Source organism: Nocardioides sp. (genome assembly GCF_964228225.1).
In the GTDB taxonomy this organism is placed as follows: Bacteria; Actinomycetota; Actinomycetes; order Propionibacteriales; family Nocardioidaceae; genus Nocardioides.
This window is the reverse complement of record NZ_CAXQZB010000077.1, coordinates 18,747-32,323: the sequence shown is the minus strand read 5'-3', so window position 1 is coordinate 32,323 and position 13,577 is coordinate 18,747. Positions and strand designations below refer to the sequence as shown.

The following is a 13,577-nucleotide window of genomic DNA, read 5'->3' as shown; positions in this document are numbered from 1 at the left end:
GCGTCTCGTGACGGCGCTGGGGCGCCTCCTCGACGACCGTGGGAGTGGGTCGGCGGTCGTCGCGCTGCGTCTCGTGACGGCGCTGGGGCGCCTCCTCGACGACCGGGGGGAGGAACGGTCGTCGAGGAACGAGCGCCAGCGAGTGTCACGAGACGCCCGCACCCCGCAGCAGGGCGGTGAGGGCGGCCTGCGCGTCGGCGTCCACGCCGAGGCCGTCGGCGAGGTAGGTCTCCAGCGTGCCGTGCACCGCCAGGGCGCGGTCGCGGGCTGCGCGCAGGTAGGCGACGTCGGCCAGCATGAGCGGCTCGAAGGCCGGCACGCGGTCGGCGCCCAGGTGCTCGGCCACCATGCCGAGGTACTTCGCGCGGGTCGCGGCCGAGCGGTCGTTGGTCACCAGGTAGTCGGCCTCGATGTCGGCCCAGGCCACGCCGGCGAGGTGCAGGAGCAGCGCGGCGGTCCAGCCCGTCCGGTCCTTGCCCGCGGTGCAGTGGAACAGCTGGGGCCCGGTGGCGGCGGCGAGGTCGCGCAGCAGCGCCCCGAAGGAGGCCGTCGCCCGGTCGTCGTCGACGAACCCGAGGTACACCCCGATCACCGCGGTCACCGACTCCTCGGCCGTGCGCAGCTGCGCCCCGACGGCGTGGGGGATCCCCGGGACGGGTCGGTGGTGCCAGGTCGTGCCGGGCACCGGCACGTCGGGGTGCAGGTCGACCTCGTAGCCCTCCCGCAGGTCGTGCACGGCGACCAGACCCAGGCCGGTCAGCGTGGCGGTGTCCTCCTCGATCAGGCGCAGCTCGTTGGAGCGGAACAGCACGCCCGCCCGCAGCGGCGCGCCGTCCGCGGCCCGCAGACCGGGGCCGGCGACGTCGCGGAAGTTGTCGGCGCTGACCAGGACCGGGGAGGCTTCCACCCCTCCAGCCTAGGGTCTGGAGGCCCGGGGCCGCCCCACTGGCGACCCCAGGGCGGGCCCCCCGAACGGGCTGGCCCGAGTGGACTAGAGAAAGTTGTCCGATCGAGGGTTAGACCGGTTGACGAGGGGTACTAGGCTAGTCGTGACGGCCCTGGGGAGAGTCGTCGCAAGGGGAGGGGATCCTCTACCGATCTGAGGTAGGGAATCCACTCGCACACCGGAGCCGCTTCGTGTGGCACCGGGCAGAAGGCGGTCGGGGGGAGCCGACCGCCTTCGTGCGTTTTCCTCGCGATACGGTCCGTCAGCGACGCCGCGGCGGCCGCGGCACGAACATCGGCACCCGGGTCGCGTACTCCTGGAACGCCGGGCGCTGCATCATCGTCTTCTCCAGCAGCTTGGCGCCGGTGACGTTGCGCAGGAACAGCGTCATCGCCAGCGGGCACAGCACGGTGGCCAGGCCCAGCTCCCAACCCGAGGCGGCGCCGCCGATCAGCCACAGGCCCCACCACACGCAGGCGTCGCCGAAGTAGTTCGGGTGCCGCGTCCAGGCCCACAGACCGGTGTCGAGCACGGGGGGCCGCTCGTCGCGGGGGCGGGCCTTGTAGGCGTTGAGCTGGCGGTCGCCGACGGTCTCGAAGAACAGCCCCAGCGCCCAGACGGCGACGCCCACGGCCACCACCGGCCACGCGACGTCGTCGCTGACCACCCCCACGGCCACGGGCAGGGCCACGAACCACTGCGCGAGCGTCTGCACCAGGAACACCCGGCGCAGCACGACCAGCATGCCGATCTGCGACGGCGGGCCGCCCAGCAGCTCGGCGTAGCGGGGGTCCTCCGCGCCGGCGTGGGCGCCGATCGCCCGGCTGCGGACGTGCCAGGCCAGGCGCAGGCCCCAGGCGGCGGTGAGGGCCACCAGCAGCCACCTCCGGGCGGGGTCGCCGTCGTCGGTGGCCTGGGCCACCAGGGCGGTGACGAGCGCGACGAGCACGAAGCCCGCCCCCCAGGCGACGTCGATCACCGCCACCTTGTCGAGCTGGCGGGCCCGCAGGGCCGTGGCGCCCATGCTGACCAGGACCACCCCCGCGGCGAGAAGGACGGCGAGCAGGGGGGTCATGGTGCCTCCGGTGGGGGTGGGCCTAGAAGGTGCGCTTCCAGGGGAGGGTGTGGGGCGCGTCGGGACGCACCATCAGGATCTGGTCGACGCCCATCCGGCCGTCGCGGAAGGCCATCGCACCACCGACGAGGTAGAGCCGCCACACCCGCACGACCTCCTCGCCCACGAGCTCGGTGAGCCGGTCGATGTTGGCCTCGAACCGCTCGAGCCAGCCGGCGACGGTGAGCACGTAGTGCTCGCGCATCGCGTGCACGTCGCGCACCTCCAGGCCCGCGCGCTCGAAGAAGCCCACCGTCTCCCCGACCGGACGCATGTACATGTCGGGGGCGATGAAGGACTCGATGAACGGGCCGCCGCCGGGCCACTTGCCGGTGCGCGACATCTGCTGCACCAGCACCCGACCGCCGGGGCGCACCGCACGGTGCAGCACCTCGGCGTAGGTGGGGTAGTTCTTCTGGCCGACGTGCTCGCCCATCTCCAGGGATCCGACGGCGTCGAAGGTGCCCTCGACGTCGCGGTAGTCGCACAGCCGGATCTCGACCTTGTCCTGCAGGCCGCGCTCGGCGATGCGGGCGTCGATGAACTTCTTCTGCTCCGCGGCGATCGTCACGCCGACCACCTGGGCGCCGAACTTCTCGGCGGCGTGCAGCGAGAGCGAGCCCCAGCCGCAGCCGACGTCGAGGAAGCGCATCCCGGGCTCCAGGCCCAGCTTGGTGCAGACCAGCGAGAGCTTGGCCTCCTGCGCCTCGCGCAGCGACACCTCGCCGTCGACGTGGTAGCCGCACGAGTAGGCCATGTTCTCCTCCAGGATCAAGGAGTAGAACTCGTTGCTGAGGTCGTAGTGGTGGCTGATCGAGCGGATGTCGCGCAGCTTGGAGTGCAGCTTGCCGCGGATCCGGGCCTGCGAGGCCGGGTGCGGCGGCGGGGTGCCGAAGGCGCCCAGGCCCACCGCGGTGCGCACGGCCTTGAGCAGCGCGGCCGGGGCGGGCCGGCCGCTGCTCAGACCGCGCTCCTTGGCCACGGCGAAGGCGTAGGTGAGGGCCTTGTCGAGGGTCCAGCCGTCGACCTCGGGCACGTCGAGCTCACCGGTGACGTAGGCCTGGGCCGCGCCGAGCTCGCCCGGTCGCCACACCAGGCGCCGCACGGCGTCGGCGGAGTGGAGCACGACGAGCGGGCCGTCGGTGGACCCGGCCTCCGAGCCGTCCCAGGCGCGCAGCCGCACGGGCAGCTCGCCGCCGACGAAGGGCTCCAGCGCCTCGGCGAGCCGGCCGGCGACGCCGCCGGTGGCCGCGGTGGGGGTGGGCTGCTGGGTGGTGGTCATGTCAGTCCTCGCGGGTGAAGGTGAGCTGGTAGTCGCCGAGGTAGCCCGACGCGAAACCGGCGCGGGAGTACTCGAGGTAGAAGTGCCACATCCGGATGAACGTCTCGTCGAACCCGAGCTCGAGCACCTCCTCGCGGTGCTCCAGGAAGGCCTCGTCCCAGAACTTCAGGGTCGGGACGTAGTGCAGGCCCAGGCTGTGCTGGGTGCCCATCCGCAGGGTGGTGTGGCGGCGCGTGACGTCGTCGAGCGCCTCCAGGGAGGGCAGGAACCCGCCGGGGAAGATGTACTTGTGGATCCAGGTGTAGGTGTTGCGCGTGGCCAGCATCCGGTCGTGCGGCATCGTGATCGCCTGGATGCAGATCCGCCCACCGGGCGCGAGCACGCGGTCGAGGACCTCGAAGTACTCCTGCCAGTACTGCCAGCCGACGGCCTCGATCATCTCGACCGAGACGATGGCGTCGTAGGTGCCCTGCAGGTCGCGGTAGTCGCAGATCTCCACCGAGATCGCCTCGCTCAGGCCCGCCTCGGCGATGCGCTGGTCGGCCAGCGCCTTCTGCTCCTCCGAGAGCGTGATCGTGCGCACGGTGGCACCGCGGCGGGCGGCGCGGATCGCGAGCGCGCCCCAGCCCGAGCCGATCTCCAGCAGCCGGGTGCCCTCGCCGACGCCGGCCTCGTCGAGCATCCGGTCGATCTTGCGGTGCTGGGCGACCTCGAGGTCGGCCCGCCGCGCCAGCGCCGGGTCGCCCTCGAAGTAGGCCGCTGAGTACGTCAGCGTCGGGTCGAGGAAGAGCTGGAACAGGTCGTTGGACAGGTCGTAGTGGTGCGCGATGTTGTTCTTGGAGTTCTTCTTGCTGCTCTTCTGCGCACTCGGGGGCCGCTTGGTGACCAGGGCGCGGAACTTCTGCAGGCTCTGCGGCACCAGGTCGGTGATCTCCGCCGCCAGGACGCCCAGGAAGGCGCCGAGGTCCTCGGCGTCCCAGGCGCCGGTGAGGTAGGCCTCGCCGAACCCGATCAGCTGGTCGCGTCCGATGCGCGCGAAGAACTCCTCGGGCCGGTGCACGACCATCGTCGGGCCGCCGCGGCCGTACACCTCGCCGCCCAGGTGCACCGAGACGTCGAGTCGACGCACGGCGGAGAGGAACAGGCGGCGCGCGACGCGCGCGGAGACGGCGGTGCGGGGGCCGGCGGGCACGGTGTCGAGCCCGGGCCAACGCGCGGAGCTGCGCTCGGGGGTCAGCGTCATCGGAGGCCTTCCTTCGACGTGGTGGTGGGAGTCCAACGAGGGTGGGACGGTCGTGGCTGCACAGGGAGACGGCGCAGCCACAGCCAGATGCCGTGGAGTCGGATCAGCAGCGAGCCTCGCAGAGCCGCGGGCGCGGCCGACGCGGGGGTCGCCTCGGGGTCGCGGCGCCCCCGCAGGGAGGCGCTGAAGCGCGCGCCGTCGTCGGTGGTGAGGTCGACGACGAGGTCGAGTCGGTCGGTCGGTCGGGGCACCACGAGGTCGTAGACGCCGTCGACGCCGTGGAAGGGCGAGACGTACATCGCCTTGGGGGTGCGGGCGCGGCCGTCGGCGTCAGGGTGCACGACGTAGGCGTGCCGGTCGCCGTAGGTGTTGTGCACCTCCACGACGGTGGCGACCTGCTCGCCGCGCTCGTCGTGGCACCAGAACACGCTGATGGGGTTGAAGCAGTAGCCCAGGGCGCGCGGGTGGGCGGCCATGAAGATCTTGCCGGCCCCCACGTGCACGTCGTGCTCGGCGAGGAGGGCCACGACGTTGCTGCGGATCGAGGCCGCGGGGTCGCCGACGTGGTCGCGCGCCTCGAACCGGCCCAGCAGGCCGTGGTCGGGCAGGTCGTCGACGTCGACCACCCAGGTGTGCGAGCGGTGGGTGAAGCGACGCTTGAACGGCCGGCGCCGGGTGTGGGAGATCTCGGTGGCGTAGATGCCGGTCTGCACCGGGATCTCGACGCGGTCGTGCTTCTCCGGCCAGGTCAGGCCGAGGCGGGTGACGGCCGCGAGGCCCGAGCGCGCGCCGTCCTCGTGGAAGCCCCAGCCGTGGTAGGCGCCGGCGAACACGACCCGGTCGGTGTCGATCTCGCCGAGCCGCTGCTGGGCCGCCACCGAGGTGGGGTTGTACAGCGGGTGCTCGTACTCGCGCCGGGCGATGATCGTGCTCGGGTCGACCAGGTGCTCCCCGCCGAGGGTGACCAGGTAGTGGACGTCGGTGTCGAGGCGCTGCAGGCGGGTGAGGTCGTAGGTGACGACGACGCCCTCGCCCTGGCGGCCCTCGGGACGACGGAAGTTCCACGAGGCCCACGCGTTCGGGGCGTCGGGCAGCAGCGAGGTGTCGGTGTGCAGCAGCGCGGTGTTGGGCGAGTACGGCATGGCGCCGAGCAGCTCGCGCTGCAGCGGCGTGGGGTCGGCCAGCATCGACAGCGCCTGGCTGGGGTGGGTGGCGATCACGACGGCGTCGTAGGTGGTGACGTCGCCGTTGCCGTCGGTGATCTCCACGCCTGCGGGGGTCTCGAGCACCGAGGTGACCTTCGCCCCGAGGCGGATCTCCTGCAGCAGGGCCGCGATCCGGTCAACGTAGGAGTGCGAGCCGCCCGTGACGGTGCGCCACTGCGGCGAGCCGAAGATGCCGAGCATGCCGTGGTGCTGCAGGAAGGTGAACAGGTAGCGGGCGGGGTAGTCCAGCGCGACCTCGGGGTCGCAGGACCACACTGCGGCCACCACCGGCTCCATGAAGTGGCGGGTGAAGTAGGCGCTGAACCGGCCGTCGGCCAGGAACTCCCGCAGCGTGCGGGAGTCCTCCGGCACGTCGAGCAGCGCCTTGGCGCGCCGGTGGAAGCGCGGCACCTCGACCAGCATCGCCAGGTACTGCGGGCGGCGCAGGTTGGCCGAGGTGGGGAACAGGCCCTTGCGACCGAGCGCGCCGGCCCACTCCAGGCCGGAGGCGTCGTCGCGGATCGACATCGACATCTCGGAGGGCTGGGTGGCCACGCCGAGCTCGGCGAAGATCCGCAGCAGCACCGGGTAGGTGCGCGGGTTGTGCACGATGAAGCCGGTGTCGATGCGCAGCTCGCGCTCGCCCTCGGGGACCGTGTGGGTGTCGGCGTGACCGCCGAGCCGGTCGTCGGCCTCGTAGAGGGTGACGGTCGCGGTGCGCGAGGCGATGTAGGCGGCGGTCAGCCCGGCGACCCCGGAGCCGACGACCGCGATGCGGCGCCCGGTCACGACCCGTTGAAGTAGACGGTGGCGAGCGGCGCGCCGGTGGGCTGGCCGGAGCCGCCCACGGGCTCGACCGTGATCCCGGCCCCGGTGGCCGAGGCGGCGTCACCGGCGAGGGTGTGCACGCCGCCGGCGCCGTCGGTGGTGCCGGCGGGCACCATGGCGCCGTCGTGGATCAGCCACAGCTCGTAGACCCGGTCGGCCGGAAGGCCCGGAAGGCCGTCGGTGGCGAGCACCGCCTGGTTGAGGCTCTTGGAGCGCACGATCCGCACCTTCTCGCCCGAGGCGAGCGTGGAGACGATGGTCTCGGCGTCGGGCTGGCTCTCGACCTTGGCGAGCAGCGCGGAGTTGTCGGGCCCCGCCAGCTCCCGCGCGGGAGCACGGTCGTCGTCGAGCGCCTGCACCGTGACGACGCTGCCGGCGCCGAGGGCGATCAGCGCGGCCGCCGCTGCCGCGAGTGCGGGAAACCGGCGGTGGGTGCGGCGGGTGCGCTCCGCCAGGACCTCCACGTTCGGGGGCAGCGGCCGCACGGCGGTGACACTGGTCAGCACCGAGGCACGCAGGCGCTCGGGCGGGGCGATCTCGGCGAGCGTCGTGAGCAGCCCGGCAGCCTCCCGCAGGGAATCGACCTCGAGCCGGCAGGCGGCGCACTGCGCCAGGTGCCGCTCGAACTGGACGCGCTCGAGGTCGTCGAGAGCGTCGACGGTGTATGCGCCCGACAGCGCGTGGATGTCCCCGCTCATGCTCCCCCCACTCCCATCTTGTCGCGCAACCGGATGAGTCCATCGCGGATGCGGGTCTTCGCTGTTCCGACGGGGAGGTTGAGGATCCCCGCCACCTCGGTGTGCGTGTAGCCACCGAAGTAGGCCAGCTCGATGGCCTCGCGCTGGGCGGGGGTGAGCCCCTCCAGCGCGCGGCGCACACGCGTGGCCTCCATCGACGCCTGGGCCGCGTCGGCGGTGGCGTCATGGTCGATCGTCTGGTTCTGCTGGTGGTAGGTGCTGTCGCGTCGGCTCGAGGCCTCCGCGGACCGCACCCGGTCCACCGCCTTGCGGTGGCAGATGGTCATCAGCCAGGACAGCGCGCTGCCGCGCTGGGCGTCGAAGCGGGACGCGGTGCGCCACACCTCCAGGTACGCCTCCTGGGTGACCTCCTCGGCCTGGGCCGGGTCGCGGACGACCCGGACGGCGAGGCCGTAGATCCGCGACGACGTCGCGTCGTACAGCTCGGCGAACGCCTGCTGGTCCCCGCGTGCGGACCGCTGCAGCAGCTCGCCGAGCCGGTCCGCTGACGACGCCGGCGCCCCCGAGGGGGCGCCGGCGCGCAGGTGGCTCAACGACTCCATGAACAGATCATCTCTCGTTCGTATGACAGTCGTCGATCAGTGGCGTGAATCAGCCGAGGATCCCGGTGAGGACCTGGTCGATCACGTACACGGTGGCGTTGGCGGTGGGGATGTTGCCGCACAGCACGTTGGCGGTGACGGTGCCGTCGGACACGGTCATGCCGTTCTCGTCGCCCTCGATGGTCAGGGTGCCACCGGCGAGGGTCTCCTTCTCGCCCACGACCGCGGCCGGGTCGTCGTTCTCGGCGAGCACGTGGTTCGCGAGGACCTTGGCCAGGTCGGAGTCCATGCCGTCCTTCTGAGCACCCTCGACGAGGCTGTTCAGGGTGTCCTTCGGGATCGCGGCGAAGGCCGGGTCGTCGATGGGGGCGAACACGGTCAGGGCCGGCTGGTCGTTCAGGGTGTCGACGAGGCCGTCGACCGAGCTGACAGCGGCGACCAGGGTCTTGAGGACCGGGTTGTTGCTGGCGGCGGTGGCGACCGGGTCCTGGACCATGCCCTCGAAGGAGCCGGCGTCGTTGGGGTCGGTCGGGATCGCGGCGCAGCCGGCACCGAAGGTCTGGGCCTGGGCGCCGGTGGCCTCGTCGCCCGAGTTGTCGCCACCGTTCTCGGCGGCGGAGGGGGTGTCGGAGCCGGTGGCCTCGTTGTCGTCCTCCGAGCCGCAGGCGGCGAAGGTGAGGGACAGGGCGATGACGGCGCCGGCCGCGGTGCCGCGGCGCAGGGTCTGAAGCTTCATGAGAATGAAGGCCTTCCGTTCGGGGTGGAATGTCGGGAGTGGTTCGGGTCCGCTTCTGGATCGGATTGGACGAGGATTCCGTGATTCCGGGTGACCTGGCTCACCCGGGGAGACACGCACCGCGCCCCCGCGACCGAGGGGGTCGCGGGGGCGCGTGGACGTGCCGGGGTGCCGGGGTGCGGCCCGTCGGTCAGCCGACGGTGAACGAGACGCTGTGGATGCCGCTGGAGCCGGCGGGGAAGGGCTCCACCCGTGCGTCGGTCTGGGTCAGGCCGTCGACGGTGATGGTGCGGGCGCGGATGAGGTGGCTGCCGGGCGTCGCGTCCTGCCACAGGTAGTACCACTGTCGCCAGTACACGGAGTTGACGTCAGGACCGAGGTCGGCGTCGATCCACGGGCCGCCGTCGATCTGTACCTGGACCTTGGAGACACCCTCGTCGAACTGGGCCCAGGCGACGCCGCCGATCAGCACCGGCTCCGACCCGGGGGCGGTGGACAGCGACCGGGGTGTGTCGATGCGCGTGGACGGCTTGATCGGGGCGTCGGTGGCCCACTTCTTCTGCGTCCAGTAGGAGTCCTTGTCCGCGTAGGTCGTCAGCGTCATCCGCGTGATCCACTTGGTGGCGCTGATGAAGCCGTACAGCCCCGGGATGATCTGTCGCACGGGGAAGCCGTGCTCGCGGGGGAGCGGCACGCCGTTCATGCCCACCGCCAGCATCGAGTCCCGGCCGTCGGTCGCGATGTCGTAGGGCGTGGAGATCGTCATCCCGTCGAAGTCGGTGGTGAAGATCTGGTCGACGCCGGACTGCACGCCGGCCCGGTCCAGGATGTCCTTCAACGGGACGCCGAGCCACCGGGCGCCGCCGACGTACTTGCCGCCGACGCTGTTCGAGACGCAGGTGAGGGTGATGTCGCGCTCGATCATCGGCATGTCGAGCAGCTCCTCGAAGGTGATCTCGAAGGGGTTGTCGACCATGCCGTCGACCGTGAGCTTCCAGTCCGCGCTGCTGAGCACGGGGGTGTCGAGTCGGGTGTCGACGCGGTAGAAGGTGTTGTTGGGCATCCGCAGCGGGGTGATGGCGGGATAGGTGTCCTCCAGGCCGGTCGGGAACGCCGGCGCGGGGGAGGCCGGCGTCGGCAGGGCGATGTCCTCGGCACGGGCGCGGATGCTGTTGATCCAGCGACCGGCACCGCCGAACAGCGCCGCGGCCGCGGTGAGCGCGCCGGTGGCGATCAGGACGCCGCGGCGGGTGGGGCGCACCCCCGCGGCGTCGTCCGCGCCCTCGGCCCGGGAGGCCTCGGCCTTCGCACGCTCGGCCGTGGACACGGCACGGGGGTCCAGCGGCAGGCCCTGCGCCGTGCGGGTGAGGGTCCAGAGCGCGGCCACGCCCGCCGCGGCGGTGAACAGCACGGGCACGACGTCGAGCGCCTCGACCGTGGGCCGGGTGAGCACCGCGGCGCCCGAGAGGGCGACCAGGGCGAGCAGCGCGCCGGTCGCCAGGCGGAAGCTGCGCCGCACGAGCAGGCCGGCCAGGCCGGCGGCGACGAGCACACCGATCAGCACCGAGCCGACGAGCACCACCTTGTCGTAGTTCTGCGCCGGGAAGTCGATCGGGCCGATGCTGAAGCCGTCGGACTCGAAGGTCCTGATGGCCCACTCCTTCATCGACGCCGGCGTGCTGTCGATGACGGTCGAGCCCACCGCCAGCACGGGGGAGGAGTCGGGGTTCAGGAGGGAGGCGACCAGGTGGCCCACCGCCATTCCGAACACGGCGGCGAGCAGGCCGGCCAGCGCGGCGAAGCGACGGCTGATCGCCGGTCGCCGGTGCGGTGCCGAGGTCGTGGATGAGGTGGAAGTCGCCATGCAGGTGGTTCGGCACCGCCACCCCTTCGGATGGGGACGGGAGGCGCCCGACACCGGCGGCGAGACCCACCTCACACCCCGCGGCGGAGCCCGGCATGATGGCCGCCATGAGCGAGGCGACCCCCACCCCGGCCGACACCGAGCTGGTGCACCTGGCGATCGACGGCCCGGTGGCCACGATCACGCTGGACTCGCCCCACAACCGCAACGCGCTCTCGCGGCGACTGGTCTCCGACCTGCTCGGCCACCTCGCCACGGTCGCCGACGACGCGTCGGTGCGGGTGGTGCAGCTGCGGTCCTCCGGCCGGGTCTTCTGCGCCGGCGCCGACCTCTCCGAGGCCGCCACCGGCTCGATGGAGGAGGGAGCGCTGGCGATGGTGGAGATGCAGCGCCGCATCGTCGCGCTGCCGCAGCCGGTGGTGCTGCGCCTCGACGGCCCCGTCCGCGCGGGGGGCATCGGCCTGGTCGCGGCCGCCGACGTCGTCATCGCCGCCGAGCAGGCCGACTTCGCCCTCACCGAGGTCAAGCTCGGCCTGGCACCGGCAGTCATCTCCCTCACCGTGCTCCCGCGGATGACGTCGCGGGCCGCGGCGCTGACCTTCCTCGGCGGCGAGCGCTTCGACGCCGTCGCCGCCGTCGGCATGGGGCTGGTCACCCACGCGCTGCCCGCCGATGAGGTGGAGGAGGCCGTGGCCCGCACCTGCGCCTCGCTGGCCACCGGCGCGCTCCAGGGCCTGCGGGAGACCAAGACCCTGCTCAACGCCGACCTGCTCGCCCGCATCGACACCCTCGGGCCCGGGATGGCGGCGCTGTCGGCGCGGCTGTTCGGCTCCGAGGAGGCCAAGGCCGCGATGACGGCGTTCCTGTCGCGCTCCTGAGCCTCGTCGCGCCGCGTCGTCGGCGGTCGGGCAGGGGTTGATGCCCCCCGTAGTGTTCGGGCTGAGCGTCCACCTCCCCCGCCTCCCCGTCCGACGGCTCGAAGGCCCATGCCCAGACGACTCCCCGTGGCGCTGTCCTGTGCCACGGTGGTCGCGCTCGCGACCACCGCCCTGTCCACCCTCGCGCCCTCCCCGGCGCGCGCGGAGGACCCGACACTCGATCCGACCAGCTACGAGCTGGACGTCATCGTCAACACCGGCTACCTGCCGCCGGCGCCGAGCCCCGGTGCGCCCGCGGGCCCGGCCGCCGACGCCGCACTCCCCAGCGCGAACGGCCTGGACGTCGCCGCCGACGGCACGATCTACCTGAGCTCGTTCCTCCTGGGACGCATCGCCACGTTGACGCCGGACGGTGACGGCGGCTACGACCTCGACTACGTCGCGGGAGCGGGCGGGTTCGGCCCGGCGTCCCCCTACCCGACCGGCACCCCGGCGGCGACGTCGCCGCTCTCACCGGCGGTCCTCACCGTCGACCCCGAGGGCGGGGTGTACTTCTACGACAACGCGGCCGGCGTGGTGTACCGGCTCGAGACCGACGGCACCCTCACCCACATCGCGGGCGTCGGCGGTACCAGGACAACCCCGGGCAACGGGCGTACGGGGCGCCGACCGCGACCCCGCTGCGTCTGGTGGACTCCATGGGAGTCGGTCCGGGTGGCGACCTCTACTTCATCGTCGAGTCACGGGTGGTGGCGATCTCCGATCCCGGCACGCCGGAGGCGACGATGACCCGGGTGACCGGCGGGCTGACGACACCGGCCACCCCGGACTTCGACACCCCGGTCCCGGCTGCCACGGCCTCCTTCGCTCCGGGCTCGCTGGCGGCCGACGCCGAGCGGGTGGTGATCGCCGTCGCGGCCCACGGGGTGCTCGAGCTCGTCGACGGCGCGCTGGTGCGCATCGCGGGCGGTGGGGCGGACCCGCTCGGTGACGCCCCCGCCCCCGCGCTGACGGTGATGCTGAACGCTGCCGGCAGCGGCGGTGCGCAGATGGCCCTCGCCGAGGACGGCACGCTGTACTACTCGGCGACGCCCAGCGGTGGCGGCATGATCGAGCTGCTGCCCGGGGACCCGCTCATCGCGCGCCGGATCACCCAGGCGGCCCCCGAGCGGGTGGTGCCCGGACCGGCCCTGGCCAGTCCGATGGGCGGTGTCCAGTTCCCGTTCTCCGTCGACCCGACCACGGCGTCGGTCATCGCGTCGGTCGCCCTCCGGAACTCCCCGGCCCAGGTCATCCGGATCCGGACGCTGTTCGCACCGGCCGCGGTGTCGGCCGTGGCGGGGGTGGCCGAGGCGACGGTGACCGTGACCGCGCCGACCCGCGGACGCAACCCCGAGAAGTACACGGTCACGGCCTCGCCCGGCGACGGCTCGTGCACGGTGACGGTGACCGAGGGGGAGGCGCTGTCCTGCACGGTCCCCGGGTTGACGCCGGGCGTCGGGTACTCCTTCGACGCGGTGTCCCGGTACGCAGCGGCGTCCACGGAGCCGACGGCCACCGAGGGTGAGGTCGTGCCGCTGGCACCCGCCCCGGCGGACACCGACGGCGACGGCCTCACCGACGCCGAGGAGGAGGGCCTCGGCACCGACCCGCGGCGCAAGGACACCGACGGCGACCGTCTCGCCGACGGCGTGGAGGTGCGCGGGATCGTGGTCCCGGCGCGGGTCTACATCGGCGCGGGTCTACATCGGCGCGGGACCCGACGAGGCCGGGCGGGCGATCGGCCGCGTGCGGACCAGTCCGCTGCGCCGGGACACCGACGGCGACGGCCTCGGGGACCGGCGGGAGCTGCGGGGCACACGCCTGGACCAGGTCGTGCGGGCCCGCGACGGCCGCTACACCATCGGGCTGCGGGTCACGAACCCGGTGAGCGCCGACACCGACGGCGACGGGCTGACCGACCGTCAGGAGATCACCGGGTCGGCCAACACCCGGCACGGGCGCGCGAGGACCGACCCGACCCGGGCCGACACCGACCGCTCGGGCATGAAGGACGGGCGGGAGGTCGAGCGGGGCTTCGACCCCACCCGGTTCTGACGTCCTGCGCTGCGACGCCGGTCCCACCCGCGGGGTGGGGCCGGCGTCGGTCGTTCCCCCAGGGTCACCGGACGCTGTCCGGAG

General features: G+C 72.9%; 13 protein-coding genes and 1 pseudogene. 4 read left to right on the top strand and 10 right to left on the bottom strand.

Annotated elements, in window-relative coordinates; genetic code table 11:
- Positions 1–145: 145 nt before the first annotated feature.
- The 9 genes from ACERUJ_RS17725 to ACERUJ_RS17685 form a co-directional block, all read right to left on the bottom strand.
- Positions 146–907, bottom strand: coding sequence for a tyrosine-protein phosphatase (locus tag ACERUJ_RS17725; protein ID WP_370250212.1), 762 nt, complete (start codon positions 905–907; stop codon positions 146–148).
- A gap of 301 nt (positions 908–1,208) precedes the next feature.
- The gene (locus ACERUJ_RS17720; protein ID WP_370250211.1) at positions 1,209–2,021 is read right to left on the bottom strand and encodes a DUF1295 domain-containing protein; all 813 of its coding nucleotides are present in this window, start codon (positions 2,019–2,021) and stop codon (positions 1,209–1,211) included.
- A 22-nt stretch (positions 2,022–2,043) separates the two neighbouring features.
- Positions 2,044–3,342, bottom strand: coding sequence for a class I SAM-dependent methyltransferase (locus tag ACERUJ_RS17715; RefSeq protein WP_370250210.1), 1,299 nt, complete (start codon positions 3,340–3,342; stop codon positions 2,044–2,046).
- A gap of 1 nt (position 3,343) precedes the next feature.
- Entirely contained in the window at positions 3,344–4,585 is a 1,242-nt protein-coding gene (locus ACERUJ_RS17710; protein ID WP_370250209.1) for a class I SAM-dependent methyltransferase, read from the bottom strand.
- Entirely contained in the window at positions 4,582–6,579 is a 1,998-nt protein-coding gene (locus ACERUJ_RS17705; RefSeq protein WP_370250208.1) for an FAD-dependent oxidoreductase, read from the bottom strand. Before ACERUJ_RS17705 ends, ACERUJ_RS17710 begins: the two co-directional genes overlap by 4 nt.
- Positions 6,576–7,316, bottom strand: coding sequence for an anti-sigma factor domain-containing protein (locus ACERUJ_RS17700; RefSeq protein ID WP_370250207.1), 741 nt, complete (start codon positions 7,314–7,316; stop codon positions 6,576–6,578). The genes ACERUJ_RS17705 and ACERUJ_RS17700 overlap by 4 nt, the downstream gene beginning before the upstream one ends.
- Positions 7,313–7,918, bottom strand: a complete 606-nt coding sequence (gene sigK / locus ACERUJ_RS17695; RefSeq protein ID WP_370250206.1) for an ECF RNA polymerase sigma factor SigK — start codon at positions 7,916–7,918, stop codon at positions 7,313–7,315. Before sigK ends, ACERUJ_RS17700 begins: the two co-directional genes overlap by 4 nt.
- Before the next feature lie 49 nt (positions 7,919–7,967).
- The gene (locus tag ACERUJ_RS17690) at positions 7,968–8,654 is read right to left on the bottom strand and encodes a fasciclin domain-containing protein (RefSeq protein WP_370250205.1); all 687 of its coding nucleotides are present in this window, start codon (positions 8,652–8,654) and stop codon (positions 7,968–7,970) included.
- A 190-nt stretch (positions 8,655–8,844) separates the two neighbouring features.
- Complete coding sequence (locus ACERUJ_RS17685; RefSeq protein WP_370250204.1) at positions 8,845–10,518, bottom strand: molybdopterin-dependent oxidoreductase; 1,674 nt, start codon at positions 10,516–10,518, stop codon at positions 8,845–8,847.
- Between the two features lie 107 nt (positions 10,519–10,625).
- On the opposite strand from ACERUJ_RS17685, the gene ACERUJ_RS17680 reads away from it, so the two are divergent.
- Positions 10,626–11,396, top strand: coding sequence for an enoyl-CoA hydratase-related protein (locus ACERUJ_RS17680; protein WP_370250202.1), 771 nt, complete (start codon positions 10,626–10,628; stop codon positions 11,394–11,396).
- Between the two features lie 108 nt (positions 11,397–11,504).
- Positions 11,505–12,185 carry a hypothetical protein gene (locus ACERUJ_RS17675; protein ID WP_370250201.1) on the top strand — a complete coding sequence of 227 codons (681 nt, stop codon included), beginning with the start codon at positions 11,505–11,507 and terminating at the stop codon, positions 12,183–12,185.
- A 289-nt stretch (positions 12,186–12,474) separates the two neighbouring features.
- On the opposite strand, the gene ACERUJ_RS17670 is transcribed toward ACERUJ_RS17675, so the two are convergent.
- Positions 12,475–12,939, bottom strand: a complete 465-nt coding sequence (locus tag ACERUJ_RS17670; RefSeq protein WP_370250200.1) for a hypothetical protein — start codon at positions 12,937–12,939, stop codon at positions 12,475–12,477.
- Between ACERUJ_RS17670 and ACERUJ_RS17665 the strand changes: the two are divergent.
- Together ACERUJ_RS17665 and ACERUJ_RS17660 are read left to right on the top strand one after the other, a co-directional pair.
- Positions 12,836–13,048, top strand: a pseudogene (locus ACERUJ_RS17665) (thrombospondin type 3 repeat-containing protein); the annotation flags it as partial. The gene ACERUJ_RS17670 and the pseudogene ACERUJ_RS17665 sit on opposite strands and share 104 nt — an antisense overlap.
- A 136-nt stretch (positions 13,049–13,184) precedes the next feature.
- Positions 13,185–13,493, top strand: a complete 309-nt coding sequence (locus ACERUJ_RS17660) for a hypothetical protein (RefSeq protein WP_370250199.1) — start codon at positions 13,185–13,187, stop codon at positions 13,491–13,493.
- The last annotated feature ends 84 nt before the right edge of the window (positions 13,494–13,577 follow it).

Bases quoted from the DNA above. Each gene is read 5' to 3' on its own strand.
- ACERUJ_RS17720 (WP_370250211.1), bottom strand. From the start codon at position 2,021: ATGACCCCCCTGCTCGCCGTCCTTCTCGCCGCGGGGGTGGTCCTGGTC.
- ACERUJ_RS17715 (WP_370250210.1), bottom strand. From the start codon at position 3,342: ATGACCACCACCCAGCAGCCCACCCCCACCGCGGCCACCGGCGGCGTC.
- ACERUJ_RS17710 (WP_370250209.1), bottom strand. From the start codon at position 4,585: ATGACGCTGACCCCCGAGCGCAGCTCCGCGCGTTGGCCCGGGCTCGAC.
- ACERUJ_RS17700 (WP_370250207.1), bottom strand. From the start codon at position 7,316: ATGAGCGGGGACATCCACGCGCTGTCGGGCGCATACACCGTCGACGCT.
- sigK (WP_370250206.1), bottom strand. From the start codon at position 7,918: ATGGAGTCGTTGAGCCACCTGCGCGCCGGCGCCCCCTCGGGGGCGCCG.
- ACERUJ_RS17690 (WP_370250205.1), bottom strand. From the start codon at position 8,654: ATGAAGCTTCAGACCCTGCGCCGCGGCACCGCGGCCGGCGCCGTCATC.
- ACERUJ_RS17685 (WP_370250204.1), bottom strand. From the start codon at position 10,518: ATGGCGACTTCCACCTCATCCACGACCTCGGCACCGCACCGGCGACCG.
- ACERUJ_RS17680 (WP_370250202.1), top strand. From the start codon at position 10,626: ATGAGCGAGGCGACCCCCACCCCGGCCGACACCGAGCTGGTGCACCTG.
- ACERUJ_RS17675 (WP_370250201.1), top strand. From the start codon at position 11,505: ATGCCCAGACGACTCCCCGTGGCGCTGTCCTGTGCCACGGTGGTCGCG.